The sequence below is a fragment of the Micromonospora sp. NPDC002717 genome (genome assembly GCF_040295705.1).
In the GTDB taxonomy this organism is placed as follows: Bacteria; Actinomycetota; Actinomycetes; order Mycobacteriales; family Micromonosporaceae; genus Micromonospora.
Map to the genome: position 1 here is coordinate 41,370 of NZ_JBEOVW010000021.1, position 19,087 is coordinate 60,456.

Annotated in this window: 12 protein-coding genes; 1 reads left to right on the plus strand and 11 read right to left on the minus strand. The window is 70.7% G+C overall.

Annotation, left to right across the window (positions count from 1 at the left end):
• Positions 1-92: 92 nt before the first annotated feature.
• From ABT006_RS25925 to ABT006_RS25955, 7 genes are all read right to left on the minus strand, one after another.
• Positions 93-1,352, minus strand: coding sequence for an aminotransferase class V-fold PLP-dependent enzyme (locus tag ABT006_RS25925; RefSeq protein WP_350710454.1), 1,260 nt, complete (start codon positions 1,350-1,352; stop codon positions 93-95).
• A gap of 632 nt (positions 1,353-1,984) precedes the next feature.
• On the minus strand, positions 1,985-2,407 hold the full coding sequence (locus ABT006_RS25930; RefSeq protein WP_350710456.1) for an SgcJ/EcaC family oxidoreductase: 423 nt from the start codon (positions 2,405-2,407) through the stop codon (positions 1,985-1,987).
• A gap of 34 nt (positions 2,408-2,441) precedes the next feature.
• Positions 2,442-3,620 (minus strand): acyl-CoA dehydrogenase family protein, encoded by a 1,179-nt coding sequence (locus ABT006_RS25935; protein ID WP_350710457.1) that lies wholly within the window; start codon positions 3,618-3,620, stop codon positions 2,442-2,444.
• Between the two features lie 231 nt (positions 3,621-3,851).
• Positions 3,852-4,640: a helix-turn-helix domain-containing protein gene (locus ABT006_RS25940; RefSeq protein WP_350710459.1), complete on the minus strand. Its 789-nt coding sequence runs from the start codon at positions 4,638-4,640 to the stop codon at positions 3,852-3,854.
• 940 nt (positions 4,641-5,580) lie between these two features.
• Complete coding sequence (locus ABT006_RS25945) at positions 5,581-6,591, minus strand: enediyne biosynthesis protein (RefSeq protein WP_466024515.1); 1,011 nt, start codon at positions 6,589-6,591, stop codon at positions 5,581-5,583.
• The gene (locus tag ABT006_RS25950) at positions 6,588-8,507 is read right to left on the minus strand and encodes a CRTAC1 family protein (RefSeq protein ID WP_350710546.1); all 1,920 of its coding nucleotides are present in this window, start codon (positions 8,505-8,507) and stop codon (positions 6,588-6,590) included. Before ABT006_RS25950 ends, ABT006_RS25945 begins: the two co-directional genes overlap by 4 nt.
• 475 nt (positions 8,508-8,982) lie before the next feature.
• Complete coding sequence (locus tag ABT006_RS25955; RefSeq protein WP_350710461.1) at positions 8,983-9,636, minus strand: MerR family transcriptional regulator; 654 nt, start codon at positions 9,634-9,636, stop codon at positions 8,983-8,985.
• Between the two features lie 520 nt (positions 9,637-10,156).
• Here ABT006_RS25955 and ABT006_RS25960 point away from each other — a divergent pair.
• On the plus strand, positions 10,157-10,975 hold the full coding sequence (locus tag ABT006_RS25960; RefSeq protein WP_350710463.1) for a helix-turn-helix domain-containing protein: 819 nt from the start codon (positions 10,157-10,159) through the stop codon (positions 10,973-10,975).
• On the opposite strand, the gene ABT006_RS25965 is transcribed toward ABT006_RS25960, so the two are convergent.
• From ABT006_RS25965 to ABT006_RS25980, 4 genes are read right to left on the minus strand one after another with little or no spacing between them, the layout of a single operon-like run.
• Positions 10,888-12,255 carry a cytochrome P450 gene (locus ABT006_RS25965; protein WP_350710465.1) on the minus strand — a complete coding sequence of 456 codons (1,368 nt, stop codon included), beginning with the start codon at positions 12,253-12,255 and terminating at the stop codon, positions 10,888-10,890. The genes ABT006_RS25960 and ABT006_RS25965 overlap by 88 nt on opposite strands.
• Positions 12,252-12,803 carry a flavin reductase family protein gene (locus ABT006_RS25970; protein WP_350710466.1) on the minus strand — a complete coding sequence of 184 codons (552 nt, stop codon included), beginning with the start codon at positions 12,801-12,803 and terminating at the stop codon, positions 12,252-12,254. The genes ABT006_RS25965 and ABT006_RS25970 overlap by 4 nt, the downstream gene beginning before the upstream one ends.
• Positions 12,803-13,243 carry an acyl-CoA thioesterase gene (locus ABT006_RS25975; protein WP_350710468.1) on the minus strand — a complete coding sequence of 147 codons (441 nt, stop codon included), beginning with the start codon at positions 13,241-13,243 and terminating at the stop codon, positions 12,803-12,805. The genes ABT006_RS25970 and ABT006_RS25975 overlap by 1 nt, the downstream gene beginning before the upstream one ends.
• A 1-nt stretch (position 13,244) precedes the next feature.
• The gene (locus ABT006_RS25980) at positions 13,245-19,058 is read right to left on the minus strand and encodes a type I polyketide synthase (protein ID WP_350710470.1); all 5,814 of its coding nucleotides are present in this window, start codon (positions 19,056-19,058) and stop codon (positions 13,245-13,247) included.
• Positions 19,059-19,087: the final 29 nt, after the last annotated feature.

The following is a 19,087-nucleotide window of genomic DNA, read 5'->3' on the forward strand; positions in this document are numbered from 1 at the left end:
CCGCATCGTGGATCAATCATCACGACGGCCTCGGGCTGCCGGCACCTCTCGCTGTGCGGGGCCCGGCGGCACCGCCGGCGGGCCCGGTGGGGTCAGCGACCGCTGCCCATGCCCAGCAGGACGGCCGCCAGGAAGTCGATCTCGGCGCGGGTGTTGTAGAGATGAACCGACACACGGACCGTGCCCGACAGGCCGTACCGCCGACAGACCGGGGCCGCGCAGTGCCGGCCGACGCGCACCTGGATGCCATGCAGGTCCAGGTACCGGCCCACCTCGGCGGGCTCGAAGCCGTCGAGAACGAAGGAGATGACTCCCCCACGGTCCGCCGGATTCCCTGGCCCGAGAATCCGCAGGCCCGTCACCCCGTCGAGAACACCCAAGGCGTACGCGGTGAGGTCCCGCTCGTGACGACGTACGGCTGCCATGCCGACCGCGCCGAGGTAGTCCACCGCCGCGCCGAGCCCGATCGCCTGCACGATGGGCGGCGTGCCCGCCTCGAACCTCGCCGGGACCGGCAGGAAGGTCGACTCCGTCAGCTCGACGGCCGCCACCATGCCGCCGCCGGCGAGCAGCGGTGGTACGGCGTCGAGCAGCTCTCCCCGCCCCCACAACGCGCCGATTCCGGTCGGCCCGCACATCTTGTGCCCGGTGAAGGCGAGGAAGTCCACGTCGAGCGCCCCGACGTCGACGGGGCGGTGCGGGACCGACTGGGACCCGTCCAGCAGCGTCAGCGCGCCGACCGCACGAGCCCGGTCCACGATCTCGCGGGTCGGGTTGACGGTGCCGAGGATGTTCGACACGTGCACCCAGGAGACCAGCCTCGTCCGCGCGTTGACCACCGTCTCGAGACAGGACAGGTCCAGGTGCCCGTCCCCGGTCAGGGGGATCCACCGCAGGGTGGCTCCGGTGCGCCGGCACAGCAGCTGCCACGGCACGAGGTTCGAGTGGTGCTCCATCTCGGTGACGACGACCTCGTCACCGGGTCCCAGCCGGAACCGGGGGTCTCCCGGCTGTCGGGAGTCGCGGGGGACGAAGGCGTGTGCCACGAGGTTGATCGCCTCGGTCGCGTTCCGGGTGAAGACGAGCTCCTCGGTCCGGGCGCCCACGAACGCGGCCACCTTCGCCCGGGCGGCCTCGTAGGCGGCGCCGGCCTGCGCCGCCAGGGTGTGCGAGGCGCGTCCGACGTTGGCGTGGTGCCCGCGGTGGTGCCGATGCAGCGCGTCGAGCACCTGCCTGGGCGCCTGGGAGCTGCTGGCCGAGTCCAGATAGACGAGGTCGCGCCCGTTGACCTGGCGGCCCAGTATCGGGAAATCGGCTCGCACCCGCTCGACGTCGTACGTCGCCGAGGTCACCGCCGGCCCTCCTGGAGCCCACGTCCGGTCCGCCCGGCCGGGCGCACGGTGATTGCCTGCGCGCGGCGCCGGCTGGGGCCGGTCACGCCGGACCGGTCAGCGTCCCGCCAGGCGGCGGAGCCAGCTCTGCGTGACGTGGCGTCCATCGTTCCTCCGAGGTCTCCTCGCGGCGCTTGTGGGACGGCTCGGGCTGGTCCACCGCGCGGCCCGTCGCACCGTCAGCGCGCCTGAGGCGACCCTGCCATCACGACGCGGCGCCGACACCTCCCCCCGTGCCCGGAGGTCTCGGCGCTCGGTCGAGGTCGACGCCGCGGCCGCGGCGCACGTCCGCCCGGCACGGGCTCGGGGGTCCCGCACTGTGGAAGGTGAACCGGCCTAATTGATCCACTTCAATAGAGATAGCCCTGACGGCAGTAGATGACTGGTGTCGGCAGGTGCACGAGGGGGCGGGCGGCAGCCGCCCCCTCTTCGCGTGTCGGGACGGCGGTCCGGGAGCCCGGCGCGGTGGCCCGCGCCGACGTGGAACGCCGCTGCGCTCCACCGCGATGTCGAACGCCGATGCGCAGCGGACAGCCACCACGCGGATCCCGGCCTGGACCGAGAAGCGCGCGGTGGCTGTGGCTGGAGCGCCGTCAGGCGCCTTCGCTGGGGCTGTTCTGATAGGCGGCCAGGAGCCAGGCGCCGTCGCGCTTCACCATCAGCCAGGACGCGCGGACGGCGTGTTCCTTCGCGACGGTCGTCTCGCCGGGCGCGAGCACACCACCCTCGGTGAGCACGATGGCGACCTCGCCGTCGAGGAAGCGGACGTTGATGGGCTGGCCCGTGACTCGCGTGCCCTGGTACGGGCCCGCGAACGCCTCCCGCATGAAGGCGACGATGGCGTCGCGGCCCGTCAGGAACAGGCCCGGCAGGATCATGGTGCCGTCTTCGACGAAGACCGCCCCGAAGGCCTCGGCGTCGTGCTCGGCCCACGCCGCCACGATCCTGCTCGGTAGCGCCGCGATCGCGGCGTGGTCGGCCGGGCTGGCACGGAAACTCTGGCTGGTTGCGGACACGGTGGTCTCCTCCTGCTGTTGTGGACAGTGTTGGTCAGACGTAGAGGGTGTTCGGCCCCAGCCCGCTGAGCAGGCGGCCGTACAGTTCCGCGTTGGTGTCCGGGTGCATGAGCGCGTGCAGGCTCAGCGCCTGGATGTCCCGGCGGATACGCTGCATCGGGTTGTCGAGGTGGATGGAGGAGCCGCCGCTGGCGTTGGCCAGGACCTCGACCGCCTCCTGGGAGCGTCGGACGGCCGCGCCCATGTCGGCCCGCGCCAGCACCCGCTCCGGCATCGTCCACTCCGCCCGCTCGGTCGCCTTCCGGTCCACGGTTCCGGCGAGCCGGTGCGCGTGGAACTCCGCCTCGTCGATCAGCATGGCCGCCTCGGCGAGCTGGAGGTGCGTGATGGGCGCCTCGCGCTGGCTGGCGTAGTCGGTGTAGGTGATCTTGCGGTCGTCGAGCCGCTGGGTGAACACGTCCATGGCGGCCCTGGCGAGGCCGAGCGCGACACCCACCGACGACGCGGAGGCCACCGGAAGCAGCGGCACCTGGTAGATCCCGCTGGCGGCGTTGGCCTGCGACGCGCCCTGTCCCTGCAGCACCGCGCCCAGCGGCAGGAAGCGGTCCTGCGGCACGAAGAGGTCCTGGGCGACCGTGCTGACGCTGCCGGTGCCCTTCAGCCCCGACGTGTGCCAGTCGTCGATGATGTGCAGGTCCGCGGTGGGGACCAGCGCGATGACGGGCATGGGCTCGGCCTCCGGCGCGATCAGCACCGCGATGATCACCTGCCACCGACTGTGCAGGGCGCCGGTGATGAAGCCCCACTTGCCGTTGACGACGATCCCACCCTCCGCCGGAGCGGCCATCGCACTGGGGCTGAGCGTTCCGCAGATGCGCGCGTCGGGGCTGGCGAAAACCTGATCCTGGACGTGGTCCGGGAAGTGAGACGCCATCCAGGTCGGAATCCAGTAGACCGAGGCCGTCCAGGCGGTCGATCCGTCTCCCCGGGCGAGCGTCGCGGCGACGTCGACGAGCGTACGGGTGTCGCACTCGTAGCCGCCGTACCGCGTCGGCGTGCGCAGCCGGAAGATGCCGGCGTCGGTCAGGGCGGCGACGGCCTCGTCGTGCACCCGCCGGTTCTCCTCATTCCACGCCGAGAACTTCCGCAGGGTCGGGACGAGTTCGGATGCTCGACGGAGCACCTCGACACGTCCGGGTTGGTCGTTGGTCAACTCATGCCTCCTTGTGGACTTTCGGCTCGCAGAGCCGGACAGGGGGTGCGCTCCGCAGCGGCTCATCCGCAGCGGCAGAGGAAGTCATCGACAAGTCTCGATCATGGTCACGCCACCATCGCACGGCCGGCCGGAGGGCCTCATCTCCCGTGTTGCGGCGGGCGGCGACGCCCCGGGACCGTCACCGGGCGCGCCACCGACGGCGCGGCCTCCCGCGGGGTGCCCGTGCCGTCAGGCCGCACGACCGAGGGCCGCCCCCCATCCCGATCGGCGGACCGGTGCGATGGTGCGGGGGTCGGGAAGTGCGAGCAGCATCGGTGGGTCGCAGAGGCGGGCGGGACCGAGCCGTACGACGACATCCAGGCTCTTCTGCTCCGGTCCGATCCGGAAGGGGCCGTGGCTGCCGAACTGGGAGACGTCGTCATCGTCGCCGCCAGTGCCCCGCCCCGGCCCCACACCGTGGCAGAGCAGGTACCACGTGCCCTCGGGAACCCTGTCGAGCACGAACCGCCCCGGCCCCGACAGCATGGCGCAACTCGTCGGCTGCCCCTCGGGTATCCGACTCTTGAAGAGGCCCAGAAAGATCGCGTCGAGCGCCACCGGCGAGCAGGCCGAGATCACTCCGGACACCACGCCGTCGGCGGAATCGGCGCCGAGTTCGGGCTTTGTCGCCCTGAGGCGAGGCACTGCTCCTCCGCAACGGCGGTACTCGATCGGCGAGACGCCGACGCTGCGGGTGAAGCGGGAACTGAACGTGCCCACGCTGTTGTATCCGACGTGCACGCTGATGTCGGCCACGTTCATGGACGTCGACAGCAGCAACGTCTTCGCACGCTGGAGCCGCAGGGCCGACAGGAATCGCCCCGGAGAAACGCCGGTGATCCTCTGAAAGACCCGAGTGTAGTGGAATTTGCTGAACATGGCGGCACGCGCCATGTCGTCCACCGTCAACTGCTCACCGAGGTTCTCGTGCATCAGGACTATGGAACGCTCGACAGCATCAACGAAATGATTGTTCATCACGTCTCCCAGGCCGACGACGCCACGATGTCGCCATCATGAAAAGGGCGCGAAACACGCCCGGACGCATTCCGATAAATGGCCCGGGATGCACTGATCCCGGTTTCCGAGGGCTACGTGCCGCACCTCGTCGGCGGTCAACCACAGGTGCACCGGGAACGGGACCTCCGGCCCGCCCGGCCAAGCCCGCGGATGACTACCCTTCGGACAGTCTCACCTGCCGACCCGACCGCCCAGAACGAGGCGGAGCAGGCCGGGAGACGGTGTCGAATGTCGACATGTGACCACCATCTGGCACGTTCACTCCCTCTTCGAACTCCGCACGTCCTCGACCTGCGATTGCGGTAATCCTCTCGGGACGGGAAGAGCGCGGCATCTTGAAAAGTGCTGTCAATCCCGCACGCTTGAAGAAAGGCTCCGTGCGCAGAATCACGCCTGTTGCGCATTCCTTGAGTAATTGCATCCCGACTGCGGGGCCGCGCATGCGCCATGGGCGGGGCCAACACGACCGAGAATCGTCACCGACAGTGGCCGCGCCTCGTGGACGCTCCGTAAAGTCGAATCGACGGCGAAGCATGCGGCAGCCTGTTAACTGGTGACGGATAGTGTTAACGCGACGTGTACGGGCCACTGACTCGCCACTCAGCGCAACTGACGTTCAGCCACAGCTCGGTGACAGATCGTTATGAGGGCCGAACGTCCTATTAGACAGCACGCCGGCGGCAAATGCCATAGCCCGCCTTGCCGTAGCGAGGAGGCCGGCACGCCACGGCCACGCCCGATCGCCCGCGCCGAGGCGACCGGGCGTGGCCACCAGGCGGCCCGCAGGCCGACTGGCAGCTCGCAGGCCGACAACCCACGAGCGGCCGGCGTCAGGTGCCGGCCGCTCGCGAGCCGCCAAGGCGATGGGGCCGGTCGGGCCCCGCCGCCGGCCGTCACGTCACGCCCTCTCAGGTGCACCCACCGGTACGCTCCCGGCCGCACTCGCCCGACTGCCCGCGGAACGACGCAGCCAGATGATCCACCACATCACGCCCCGGACGAGACAGACGATGGTGACAGCGAAGAACAGCGTGTAGACGACGTTGAAGGCGATCAGGATCCCGTAGACCGCGGCGACGCCGGAACCGAAGGCGAACTGGTTCCAGCCCTTGGTCGGCGTGGTGCCGGGATCGGTGATCATGTAGTTGGTGAACAGGACGAAGGCCACCCCGGTCATCGGCACCAGCGCGCCCCACAGCGCCACGTCGAGCGTCCAGTGCCGGACCAGCGCTTGGATGACGAACCCGCCCACCCACCCGAGGATGAGCGGCACCTTCTTGGTCAGCAGGGCGTTGAGGACCGTGCCGGAGGTGATGATGACGAGCGGGATGACGATGCTGATCGCATCGGGGACGTGCTCCGTGAAGTGGTACGGCGGGGCGACGTTCACCCACGGGAACACCAGCAGTGCCGCCGAGATGCCGAGGTTGGACGGATTCATGAAGTGCCGCATCCGCCCGTTGATGGGCGCACGGAGCAGCGCCTTCTGACCGATCGCGACGAGGACCGCGAATGCGATGGGCCAGAAGCGGTCGTTGGCGTACAAGAGCATGTTGGCGGCGAGGGCGGTGATGTGTGTCGGCAGCAGGAACGTGTACATCCCCCGCAGCCCGCCACCGGCGAACTCCGGTCGACGCCGGTGCGCGGCAGCGGTGACCCACTCGATCAGGATCTCCGCCGAGTAGCCGACCAGGAGCGCGAAGATGGGCCAGGTCCACGGCTGTTCGAAACCGAGGACGGTGTAGCCGAGGATGTTGAAGACGGTCATCGAGATCGCGAAGTTGCGTAGTGCGATGTAGCGCGGATCCCGGGCCATCGCCGCGGTCGGAGGGTTCGGCGGCGGCGGGTCACCGCCGGTGCGTCGCGGGCCCGCCGAGCCGACGGGCCTGTCGATGGACTGCGTGCTCATCGCCCACTCACCTCCCGCACCTGATCCGTGAGCATCAGGCTGTGCCAGCCGCGGGTCATCTCCTGCGTCTGGGCGTGGACGACGCCGTCGAGGTCTCGCCACGTCACCTCGACCGAGACCGGCTGGTCGCCGATCTCGCCGAGTCCGACCACGATCTCGAAGCTACGTTTCCCGGAGTGCCCGCCACCCCCGTCGAGCTGGGCCACGCGGATCCGGCCGTCCGCGGTCCGGACGCGGACCTGGGCGCCGTAGGCGGGAGTGCCGAGCGCGTCGTCGGCGGCGGCGGGCCGGTACAGCCGCAGGCCGATGAAGTCGCCGAGATCGCCGGTGGTGTTGCGGTAGAAGGTGGGAGGTCCCCACTGCCGTGCGACGGCGAAGTCCTGGCTGCCGTTGCCGTCGACATCCGCGACGGCGACGCCGCGGCTCGGGGTGTCGTCCGTCATGCCGAGCTCGCTGCCGACGTTGACGTACCGGCCGTTGCCCTCGGGCACCCAGAACGCGACGGGCTGGGAGCCGGCGATGTCGTCGCCCGGTCCGGCCTTGGGCCACATCGCGGGATCCCGCAGCATCAGGTCGTTGGCCATCGCCAACTCCTGCAGCCAGGCCCAGCGGTTCAGGCTGCCCTTGACGAAGCCGTTGGTCTGCACGACCTCGACGGCGCCGTTGTTGTCGAAGTCCGCCATCTTCGCGTCCCAGCCCCAGCCCGACCACGCGAGGTTGCGTTCGGCTGCCACGTTCTCGTACGGGGCTTTGCCGTCGCGCATCATCGACCCGGCCGCCTGCGGACTGGCGGCCGTGTTGCGCCAGACGAACGTGCTCTCCTCAAGCCCCCAGGACGTCGTGATGTTGCTGACGAACGCATCGAAGCGCCCACTGCCGTCCAGGTCACCGAACTCGATGGACATGCCCTTGAACGAGTCGTGGCCGAGGACCAGCGACTTCGGCGTGAAGGGATCACGCTCACCCTCGACGAGCTCGAACCGGATCCGCCCGGGGACCGACCGATTGTGGAAGAAGCGGTCGTTACCGAAGTCATTGGCCAGGTACAGCTCGGGCAGGAGATCGCCGTCAAGGTCGGCCGAGGCCGCCCCCAGCGTCCAGCCGGTGGCCACCGCCGGGTCCAGGGCCTTCTGTTCCTCGTACGTGACCGACGGTCGCTGCCCCCCGCTGGCGGCGGTCCACCGCAGGATGTGGGCGCCGCCAGCATTGCGGGCGTGTGACATCGAGTGGTTCATCTGGACGCCCGCCAGCCCCTCCGGGTCAAGCACCGGGGAGTCGGGGAAGTAGTTGAAGATCCCGAGGTCGACGTGTCCGTCCCCGTCGAAGTCCGCGACGGAGACGGCATTGGTGTTCCAGAGCTGCCCGTCGTACTCCCCGTTGCCGTTGCCGTTGCCACGCTGGCCGACGAGTTCGGTCGGCAGGAAGCTGCCCGGGCTCAAGGCGACCCGTCCGCCGCGGTGCATGAACAGGACCGGGGTCCGGCCCCAGTAGTAGACGAGAAGGTCGGCCCAGCCGTCCTCGTTGAAGTCACCGGGTACGCACCCCATCGGCGCCATCGCCGAGTGCACCGGCAGCGGCGCGGGGTCGAGAACGAAGGGCTGGTAGACGTTCCCGCTACCGGGCGCGGGCGTGACGATCACGCTGTCGCTGCGGGTGTCGACCAGGCACATGTCGTTGGCCACGCCGCCACCGTCCAGGTCGTTGATCGCGATGGCGGCGCCGACGGAGGAGACCCATGACCGGATGTGGTCATACTGCGGGTTGACGGCGCGGACAGTACGCACGGGCAGCCCGGGCGGCAGGATGATGGGCAGCTCCGTGAACTCGAACTGCGACGCCAGCCTCGCCCGGTCCGCCTCCGACGCTGAAGGCAGGCGGGCGACGGCATACGAGCCGGCTAACAGAACGAGCACCATGAGCGCGGGTATTAGTCGGCGCAGAACGCCAACCGGTTGCGGTGCCAACGGCTCCCCCTCGGAATAGGCAGCGCCGGTACGACGACATCGCGCGCTGCGCCGAATTGCGACGGTTCGAGACCACCGCCGCCCGCCCCGTTCGACGCACGAGGACCTTCGCCACGGCCACCCGAATCAGTTCCGCGTGTCGCGTTGTCGGCGGTGATCGTCGGCGAGCCGTCCACCTATTCCACTGGGGACGGTTGTCCTTCCGGGGAGAAACAAGAGGCGGGGTGCCCGACAATCGGCGAACCGCATTATCGGAGTGGGCCCGAACCAACAACATCATGGCCGAGGAAACCGACCAGAGTCTTCTCGCACGATGCCGTCGTGGCTCGCGGCGCCCCATTGCCGGCCGGCGGCGCCGCCGGCGGGTCCCCGACCGCCGCCAGCACCGGTGGCGGCCCGGGCATGACCGTCCGGCTCAACACCGCGCTCAGGCGCCGAGCCGTCCCGCCACCCCGACCAGATGCTCGCGCGCCATTCGGCGCAGCGCCGCCATCGCCGCCTCCAACAGGACCGCCCGCGCGACCAGGGTTGCCGCTTCACGCTCCGAGTCCAGGCTCCGCGGCATGGACGCGGCCTCCAGTGCTGCCAGACGCATCGCGGCCTCGGCGTACGGAACGAAGATGTCCACCTCGACGTCACCGCTCAACCGTTCGAGAGCGGTGAGCACCCGCGTCAGCGTCTGCCGGCCGGGAGACGTGTCGGCCACCCGCCAGCCCAGTCCGTCCACGAAGGAGTCGACACGGTCCGCGGCGCCGCGCCGCTCGGGCACCAGGTTCAGACTGGCGTCCTCGGCGAACAGTGCCTCGGTGACCACCGCGCAGAGCCCGGCGAGGGGCAGCCCCCGATTGTCGACCGCCTGGAGGACCTCCCGGACCGAGGCCAGACTCATCCGGCCGACGACGGTCAGCATGCGGATCAGACTCAGCCGCGACAGATGGTGCTCGCCGTAGTACAGCTGCCGGCCGACCGCGCTCGCCTGGCCCGGCGGAAGAAGCCCCTCCCGCAGATAGAATTTGATGGTCGGCACCGACAGGCCGGACCGACTACTCAACTCCCGAATCCTCATCGTCATCACCACCATGCGTCCGTTTCGCGTAACTCGATAGGAACAGCGTGTATTCGCTGTTTCGCCCGCTACGTCCGCATGGTGGGGCACACCCCCTCACCTGAGCAGTCTCCCCCGCCGCCACGGCCATTCTCACCGCCGGTATCGGCCCCTCGACCCCGTCGGGCCACTGCTGGCATCCGACGCCGCAGCCTGGGCCACACAGCCGCACCACTTCCGTCACTTTTGGCAGCGACTAACCGGAAACAGTCTCGTGGGGCAGATAGCGTAACTATCCATCACCGTCAGTGACGATTCGTCGACGCTCCGCCGACCGAAAACCGGACACATGGTTGCCTGGACGATTTCCGGGCGATAACATCTAGCGGCAAGATCTTGATCAAGAACGACAACCCTAAATTAAATAGTCACTTTTAATATACAAATACTCTGTCGGGCGGCGTTGTCGACGCAGTCGGACAACGCCGCGCCCCGACACTGGGAAGGGGGCGCAATGCTGATAGGCGAGATTGCCGTAAGACGTGCGTTGTGGACCATGCGAGAACGGCTCGCCGAGCCCCTGACGATCGACGACCTGGCGACCGCGGCCATGTTCAGCCGATATCACTTCTCGCGGCTCTTCCGGCGACTCACCGGCATATCACCGGGCCGGTTCCTCGCGGCCATCCGTATCCAGGAGGCCAAACGGCTACTCATCAGCACCTCGCTGACGGTGGCGGCAATCAGCACGTCGGTCGGCTACACCAGCCTCGGCACCTTCAGCTCGCGGTTCCACCGCAGTGTCGGCATATCTCCTGCGGCGTACCGGCGCCACCGCTATCCACAGGCGCTGCCGACGGAGCAGACCACCCCGGCGAGGACGGGCGGCGCCACCATCACCGGCGAGGTACGGACGTTCTGCCCGCGCTTCGCCGCGCCGATCTTCATCGGGCTGTTCCCCGACGCCATCGCCGAGGGACGGCCGGCCAGCTGGGCCGTCATGGATCGTCCCGGCCCGTACCAGCTCTCTGGGGTCACCCCCGGGTCGTGGTACCTCATCGCGCACTCCCTGAGGGGCCGCAACGTTGCGGCGAGCGACCCGGACCAAATCGATCAGGTCACCGCGGTGGCCCGATACGGCCCGGTCCGGATCGCCGGGGGCGGCAGCATCCAGGCGACGGAGATGACCGTGCGCCCGCCGCGGGACTTCGACCCGCCGGCCCTGCTCTCGCTCCTCGACCTGCCGCCGCAGGCGGTGCTGAGGCTGCGCCAGGAACAGGAGCGTCGTCACGCCATCGCGCCCACCCCGCTCACCAGCATCGGCAGCCCGGCCCGGATCCTCAGCGAGAGCATCGGCTCCGGGACGACCTGGTGACGGGGCAGCGTCGAGAGCCGAAACTCCCGGGCGATCATGGCCAGCACGAACACGGCCTCCATCATGCCGAGGTTGCTGCCGACGCAGACGCGTGGTCCCGCACCGAAGGGGATGTAGGCGTACCGAGGCCGCTCACGCACCCGGGCCGGATCGAACCGCTCCGGGTCGAACCGATCCGGCCGCGTCCAGAACTCCGGGTGCCGGTGGAGGGTGTACGGCAGGATCACGACGTCGGACCCGGCGGGGACGTGGTAGCCGCCGACCACGTCGGCCGCCACGGACATGCGCGGCAGCAGCCACACCGGTGGGTACAGCCGCATCGCCTCCTCGACCACCATCGTGCTGTACCGGAGATGGTGCAGGTCCTCGTACGTCGGCAGGCGGCCGCCGAGGACCCGGTCCGCCTCCTCACGGAGCCGCTCCCGCACCTCCGGCTCGTTGTCGATGAGGTACAGAGTCCAGCCCAGGGTGCTCGCCGTGGTCTCGTGCCCGGCGAGGAGCAGCGTCACCAGCTCGTCCCGGAGCCGGCGCCGTGCCACACGCGGATCCGCCTCCGTCCGGGTGGAGGCGACCAGCCGGGACAGCACGTCGTCATGTCCGTCCCCCCAGCCCTTCCGTTGTTCGACCAACTGATCGACCACCCGTTGCAGCTCGCGGCGGGCACGGCGGAACCGCAACTGGCGTCGCAGCGGTAGCCAGGTCGGTACCGATCCGAGCGAGGCGAGCTCGAACATGGCCTGATCCTGCACGGCGGCGAACTCGTCCCCGATGGAGCCGAACGCGCTCAGGTCCGCATCGAGCAGGGTCCGGCCCAGCACGCCCAGGGTCAGCCCGGTGAACTCGGACACCACGTCGACCGGGTCGTCGCCGCGCCACTGCCGGAGTCGGTCCATCAACTGCTCGGCCTCGACGGCGATGAGGTCGGCGTGCCGCGCCATCCGCCGCGGATGGAAGGCCGGCTGGATCACCTTGCGCTGCTTGCGCCACAGCTCGCCCTCGCTGGTCAGCAGGCCGTCGCCCAGCGCCCGCCGCGCGTGGACCAGGCCGATCCCCTTGCGGTAGTTGTCGCTGCTGTCGGCCAGGACGTGCTTCGCGTGGTCGGGCCGGTTGAAGATGTGCAGGCTCTTGTGCCCCACGGGCAGCCGGACCGCGTCCCCGTACAGCGCGATCGCGTCACTGATCATGCCCAGCCGGTCCCGAGCCATGACGGCCAGCATGCGCAGGGCGGCGCGTCGGGGCGGACCGGGCGGGGACAGCAGCCGGTCGTGCAGCAGCGTCATGACGGGACCTCCAGATCGGGGCCGACAGGTCGGAGCCGTCCCCGGTGGAACAGCAGGGCCTCGTCCTCTCCGGGCAGGGCCGTCGACAGCAGCCGGCCCACCACGATCGTGTGATCTCCTCCGTCGTAGCGCCGCCACTGCTCACACTCGAACCAGGCGAGGGCGTCCGGGATCAACGGCACCCCGGTCCGCTCTCCCGCGATCGCGGCGACCTGCGCGAACTCCGCCGGTCCCACCGGACGGCGCGAGTCGGCGAAGTAGCGCGCGAGCCCCGCATGGCCGGCGGCGAGGACCGAGATGCCGAAGTACGCCGCCGTATCGAGGAAGCGGTGCATGATCGTGGTCCGGTCGACACAGACGAGCACCAGCGGCGGGTCGAGCGAGACCGACGTGAACGAGTTGGCGGTCATCCCGTGCGGCTCGTCCCCGCCGACGGTCATCACCGTCACGCCGGTGGCGAAGGTGCCGAAGACGCGTCGCAGCGCGCGCCGGGTGTCCGTCCCGTCCCTCGTCGGCAGGCCACCCCGGTCACCGTCCGGCGCGGCCATCACGCGTCCCCCCGGGCCGTGAAGGGCGTCAGCGCCCGGACGAGCGGATCCGGCACCCGCGTCGGCACGGTCCGCGTGTTCGGTCCGCGCATACAGGCGACCCGCTGCATGCCCCGGGCCACCAGTGTCTCGGCGCCCGTGGCGTCCAGGCGCACGTAGTCGAATCCGAACTCCACCTGGGTCTGCGCGAGGTCGACCAGCCGCATCCTGATGGACAGCTCGTCGAAGAGGGCCAGCTCCGCGAAGAACTCGCAGTCGACCCGCAGGGTGAACAGCTTCAGATCGGCCTGCAGGTCGTCCAGCACCTGGGGCGCCCGTTCCCGGAGGAACAACTCCCGGCACCTGCCCTGCCAGCGCAGGTAGTTGACGTAGTAGACGTTGCCGACAAGGTTGGTCTCCTCGAATCCGACCACGTGCCGGTACTCGAAATAGCGCGACATGCTATCGGTCCTCCCTGCTCAACAGGCCGAACACCACCGGTTCCGGTCGGTCGCGCAGCGTCGTGACGAAGGTCGCGACGGTGAACCGCCCGGCACTGAGGGCGACCCAGCCGGGCTGCTCGACCGGCAGGACGGTCAGGGCAGCGACCGGCGGTTCGCCCGCCTTCTGCAGGCACTCCATCGCCACCCACACACGGGTCGCCGCCACGTCCCGGTCCTCACCCGTCTCCGGTTCGGTCAGCAACGGCAGCAGCTCGGCGTGCGCACCGAGCAGGCCACGCCACTCGACCGGCGACCGAAACGCCACCGGCTCCACGTCGCACGCGACCACCGAGGGCGCCAACGCGCAGACGGTCACCCCCGCCCCGTGAGCGAAGGACACGTCCTGGCCGCCGTCGATCTCCGGCCGGCCGTCGCTCCGGTACCGCACCGGGATCACCCGTCCGGCGGCGTGCGCCAACGCCCGGGCCGAACGCGACCGGCGCAGCGCCCGGAGGTCACCGCCGGCCGACTCGTCGTCGGGCACCACGGCGACAGCCATCCCGGCACCGGTCACGTCGGCGACAGCGCGCTGCAGGTACGGGCCCAGCAGCGCGGGCACCCAGGGCCCCTGTCCGTCCGTCTTGCGGACGGCGCGCAGGCGCAGCCCCTCCCAGCGTTCGACGACGGTCCCGCCCGCGGACCGCAACGCCACGTCGTAGACGTACGTGTCGCCGTCACGCCAGCGTTCGATGGCGCAGTACCTGAACTCGCCCGGCTCGACCGGCCCGCCGGCGGGGTGGATCCGGTCGACGCCGATCGGCAGCAACGTGGCGTGCGGCACGCAGACCTGGTTGCCGTGCATGAGCGCGTCCCGGATCCCGGGGTCACCGAGCACCAGCGTGCTCGGATGGAAGGGCGCGAACCAGTCCACCGACGCCATCGCGAGGTCGGCGTCGACCTCGAGGGCCGCCGCCCGGTGGTACCGCAGGACCCGTTGGAATCGCTCGCCCTGGAACAGGAGGTCGCCGTAGAGGTCCTCCGCCGGACGCAGCGACACGGCCGGTAGCCCGACCGGGCCAGGAGCGGGCGGGCCGTCGGGCGCAGGTCGGTCGTCGTAGCGCAGACGTGCCCGGAAGTGTTCGGCGGAGAACCGGGTCTCGCTGCTGTGGATCACCACGTCCACCACCTCGGTGTCCGTGACGACCGCGGCGACGCGGATCTGGGTCGTGCCGTCGAGCGGTACGACGATCGGCCGGAGGAACTCCGCGTTCTCGATGACGGGCACCGACGACCGGCCGGTGAGCGCCGACGCCACCTGGGCCATCGCCTCCATGCCGAGGACCGCGGGGAAGAGCAGGTTGCCGTCGAGACGGTGATCCGGCAGGTACAGGTCGCTGCCCGGGCTCAGCTCCACCTCCGTCACGAGCTCCACGCCGGGGTAGTGGACCAGTGACCGCTCCAGGAACCGCAGCAGCGGTAGCTGCACCTGCTCGTAGCCGAGCGTGTCGATCCCGGAGGTGCGTCCGCTGATCACCACGACGGGGGGCACGGCAGGATCCGTGAGCAGGCGACGCAGCAGCTCGACCCCCTGTGTGGGGGTGATCGGCGTGACACCCTCGCGGGCCAGGCTCTCCACGACCGACAGCCGCTCGCCCATCCCCACGCCCGACCAGACGGACCATTCGAGACACACGCTGCGGCACCCGGGATGCTCCGCGCCGACGGCACGGGTCAGCTCGGCCAGCCACTCGTTCGCCGTCGCGTAGTGCGCCTCGCCCCGTAGGCCGGCGCGGCCGATGATGCTGCCGAGGGTGACCAACAGTCGCAGGTTCCGCGTCTCGACGGCGTCCAGCACGGCCTGCAGCCCGTCGACCTTCGGGGCGAAGGCGCGCTGTAGCGCGGCGACGTCGAGGTTCCCCAGCGCCGCCGGCTCGTTGATCCCCGCCCCGTGCAGGACGGCGGTCACCGGACCGAGCACCCGGCGGACCTCGTCGACCGCGTCACGGACCTGGGCGGGGTCGGTGACGTCCGCCCGGACGTAGTGCGCCGTCACGCCGTGGTGCGCCAACCGCTCCAGGTTCGCCGCCAACTCGGCGTCCTCCGCCGGATCCGACCGGCCGAGGAGTGCGACCCGGGCCCCGGTGTCCACGGCCACCGCCAGCGCGCACTCGGCGGTGATCCCCTTGCCGCCGCCGGTGACGAGCAGCACGTCCGACTCGTCGACGGGCGGGTCGGAACTGTCGGGCCGCACGGGCATGGCGCGCAGCGTCGGCAGCCGCCGGACCCCGTCGTGGTCGTAGTACGCCTCGACGTACCCGTCGGTGCCACGGACCTCCTCGACGACGTGGTCCACCCCGTCGGCGGCGGGCGGCAGGTGCACGATCGTCACCCGCAGGTGGGGCGCCTCCAGCCGCAGGGTCTTGGCCAGGCCCGCCGCCCCGCGGCCGTGCTGCACGAGCACGAACCTCGTGCCCGCGTCGCCGGTCAGCGCCTCCTGCGCACCGTGGAGAGCGAGTTCGAGGTCGGCCGGCGTGCACTGCGCTGGCAGGCAGACCAGCACCCCGGGGCCCACCTCGGCGCTCTCCAGCCGCTCGGCGAGGGCCGCGGCGAACGGGTGGTCCGCTCGGGCGTACCGGCGCCAGGGGCCGGCACCGACAGGTTCCACCGGGTCGGGCGCCGGCGCCGGCTCGAGGTCGACGCTCCAGGCCCGGGCCCAGCTGGCCGCTCCGGCCACCGGCGGGGCCTCCTCCGCAGCGCCCTCCCCCGCGCTCGCCCGCAACTCGTCGAGCGTCTCGGCGAGTTCACGGACCGACGCGGTCGCGAAGTTCATCGGGGTACGCGCCGCCGGCACGCCCAGCCGCTCGGCCGCCTCGTTGACGACGTGCCCGACGGTGATGGAGCTAAGGTGCAGGTCGTCCAGGAGGCGACTGTCCGGACGCACCATCTCCAGCGGAAGCTCGGCCCGGGCGGCGGCCATCCGACGCAGCAGGTCCAGCGTCGCCTCCGCCGGAGCGGCTGCGGGGTCCGTCGGCACCGGGTCCACCGCCCACGCCGCGGCGGCGGGGGCAGCCGAAGGCTCCACGACGGTGGCGCCCTGGCCCCCGGTGGCGTCGGTGAGCGGGGCGGCCTCGCAGGGGCTGCTCAGGACCGCGGCAGGCGCACCAATGTCGATCGGCCGAGCCAGACGGTCCTCGAACAACCGCTCGGGGATCTCGGCGGCCCCATGGACGTACGCCGCGGCGACCACTCTCAGCAGGCTCGCCAGCGACTCGTCGTCGGTGTCGAGCGACACCGCCGGGACGTCGGTGACGCCGGCGGCGAGACCGGCGAGCACCCGGCCGGGTCCGACCTCCACGAAGAGGTCGACCTCCTCGGCCGCGGCGGCGACTGCCTGGCTGAACCTGACCGGTTCGGTGATCTGCCGGTGCAGATGTGACACCACGTCCGTCGACGCGGGCAGCAGCTCGCCCGTGACGGTCGAGACGACGCGCCGGTCGACGGTGCCGAGCTCGACACCGATCAGCTCGGCGGCGAACGCGTCGGCGGCCGGCGCGACCAACGGCGAGTGGAACGCGTGGGAGACCGCGAGCGGCACCGCCGCGACGCCGCTGGCCACGGCTCGGCGACAGACGTCCTCGACGGCGGCCGCCACGCCGGAGACGACCGTCTGGCCGGGGCCGTTGTATCCGCTGACGACGACCGGGAGGTCGCCGACGAGCCGGGCGACGACCTCCGGTGGGGCGGCGATCCCCGCCATCGTGCCCGACGCACTGTGCCGCGCCATGGCACGGCCCCGCGCTCCGGCCAGCCGCAGCAGGGTGGACTCGTCCATGACGCCGGCCCAGTGCAGCGCGGTCAGCTCACCGAGGCTGTGGCCGAGCGCCACGGTGGCGTCGATGCCGAACGTCGACAGCGCGGACAGGCCGGCGACGGAGCCGGTGACGATGCGTGGCTGTGCGACCTCGGTTGCGATCGTGTCCCCGTCGGACGGCAGCGCCGCGAGCCGGTACACGGCATCCAGGGCCGGGAGCCGGCGCCGCAGCGCTCCACCGCTGACGCCGGTGCCTGATCCCTGGCCGGGGAAGAGGTAGCCGATCCGGCCACGACCACCGACGCGACCGAGGAACGCGCGGTCCAATCCCGACGTCAGGGAGGTCTCCCCCGCGTCGATGGCGTCGAGGATGCGGCGGAGCTGGTGTTCGGCGTCCTCGGGGGCGGTGACGACAACGGCCGCCCGGTACGGCAGGTCACGCAGGTCGTTCCGCAATGCCACGGCCAGATCGGTGAGCTGGGCGTACGACGCGGCTCCGGCGAACCCGGCGACCTGCTCCACGCGCTCCCGCAGTGCCGTCCAGGACATGCCGTCCAGCACGAGCAGCTCGGCGTCCTGTGCCCCTGCGGCGAGTGCGACCGTCCGCGTGTCCAGGTGCCGCGGCCGCCGGGCACCCGGCTTGTCCAGCACCACGTGGGTGTTGATGCCGCCGAAGCCCATGGCGGTGATGCCGGCGCGCACCGGGGCGTCGGCCGGCCACGGCTCGGCCTCGGAGAGCACCCGCAGGGCCCGGTCGGGCGCGGTGAGCAGCTCGTGCGGTTGCGGGCAGCTGAGCGCCGGAGGCAGCACCTCATGGTGTACCGCCATGGTGGCCTTGATCAGGCCGGCCAGCCCGGCTGCCGCCTTGGTGTGGCCGATCATCGCCTTGATCGAGCTGATCACGGCCGGAGCCGCGTCCGGGGCGGCCTTCCGCCGTGCCTGGGACAGGGCGGACAGCTCGGTCGTGTCACCCACCTTCGTCCCGGTGCCGTGCCCCTCGAACAACGCGACGGTGTCCAGCCCGAACCCCGCCCTCGCGTACGCCCGCTGCAACGCGAGTCGGTAGCCGTCGGCCTCCGGTCGGGTGATGCCGCCCCTGCCGTCCGAGGAGATCCCCCAGCCGGCCACGGTGGCGTAGATGCGGTGCCCGGCCCGCCGTGCCTCCTCCTCCCGCATCAGCACGACCATCCCGCAGCCCTCACCCGGCCAGAACCCGCTCGAGTCGCGGTCGTACACCCGCATCTCGCCGGTGGCGAGTGCTCCGGTCTTGGCGAAGCCGATGATCTCGAAGGGGTCGATCGAGAGGTCGACCCCGCCCGCGAGTGCCACGTCGATGTCGCCGTCGACCAGGGAACGGCAGGCGGTGATGACCGACAGCAGTGAGGAGGAGCAGGCGCCGTCCACGGTGTAGCCGCCACCCTGGAGGTCGAAGTGGTTGCAGATGCGGCCGGCGATGGTGTTGGAGAGGGCTCCGGCGAGGGTGTCCTCGTCGATGGGCGGAAAGGGCCGCTTGTAGTCGGCCTCGACACGGTCGAGGAAGTCCGCCAGGCGCTGCTCGTTCCAGTCCGCGTCGGTCAACGCGGAGGCGAGCACCCGGCGGACATAGGGCCATCGCAGCCGGAGCTGGTTGGCGCGGGAGAACTCACCGGTGAGGCTGTTCCCGACAACCACGCCGGTCCGTTCGTGCGGTAGGCCCGCGCCCATGGGGAATCCGGCGTCGGCCAACGCCGCGGCGGCGACGTCGAGCGCCAGCCAGTGCGTCAGGTCGGTGGAGCGGAACGTACTGCCCGCGACCTTGAACGCGATCCGGTCGAATTCCCAGCCTTCCAGTAGGGCGGCGTTGCGGGCGTAGAAGCGGTCGGGCGCGGCGGGATCGGCCGACCAGTAGTCGGCGAGCCTCATCCGGCTGTCGGGCAGTCGGCGGAAGGCCCGCCGGCCGGCGACGGAGTTCTCCCACAGCTCCTTCGGGGAGGTCGCATCCGGATACCTGCATGCCATGCCGACGATGGCGATCCTCGTCATGTTGAGCGAATCTCCGATCTGGTCGCGGT

Excerpts from the sequence above, each read along its gene's own strand:
- ABT006_RS25940 (WP_350710459.1), bottom strand. The coding sequence starts at position 4,640 with ATGAACAATCATTTCGTTGATGCTGTCGAGCGTTCCATAGTCCTGATG.
- ABT006_RS25945 (WP_466024515.1), bottom strand. The coding sequence starts at position 6,591 with ATGAGCACGCAGTCCATCGACAGGCCCGTCGGCTCGGCGGGCCCGCGA.
- ABT006_RS25950 (WP_350710546.1), bottom strand. The coding sequence starts at position 8,507 with ATGGTGCTCGTTCTGTTAGCCGGCTCGTATGCCGTCGCCCGCCTGCCT.
- ABT006_RS25955 (WP_350710461.1), bottom strand. The coding sequence starts at position 9,636 with ATGGTGGTGATGACGATGAGGATTCGGGAGTTGAGTAGTCGGTCCGGC.
- ABT006_RS25960 (WP_350710463.1), top strand. The coding sequence starts at position 10,157 with ATGCGAGAACGGCTCGCCGAGCCCCTGACGATCGACGACCTGGCGACC.
- ABT006_RS25965 (WP_350710465.1), bottom strand. The coding sequence starts at position 12,255 with ATGACGCTGCTGCACGACCGGCTGCTGTCCCCGCCCGGTCCGCCCCGA.
- ABT006_RS25970 (WP_350710466.1), bottom strand. The coding sequence starts at position 12,803 with ATGGCCGCGCCGGACGGTGACCGGGGTGGCCTGCCGACGAGGGACGGG.
- ABT006_RS25975 (WP_350710468.1), bottom strand. The coding sequence starts at position 13,243 with ATGTCGCGCTATTTCGAGTACCGGCACGTGGTCGGATTCGAGGAGACC.
- ABT006_RS25980 (WP_350710470.1), bottom strand. The coding sequence starts at position 19,058 with ATGACGAGGATCGCCATCGTCGGCATGGCATGCAGGTATCCGGATGCG.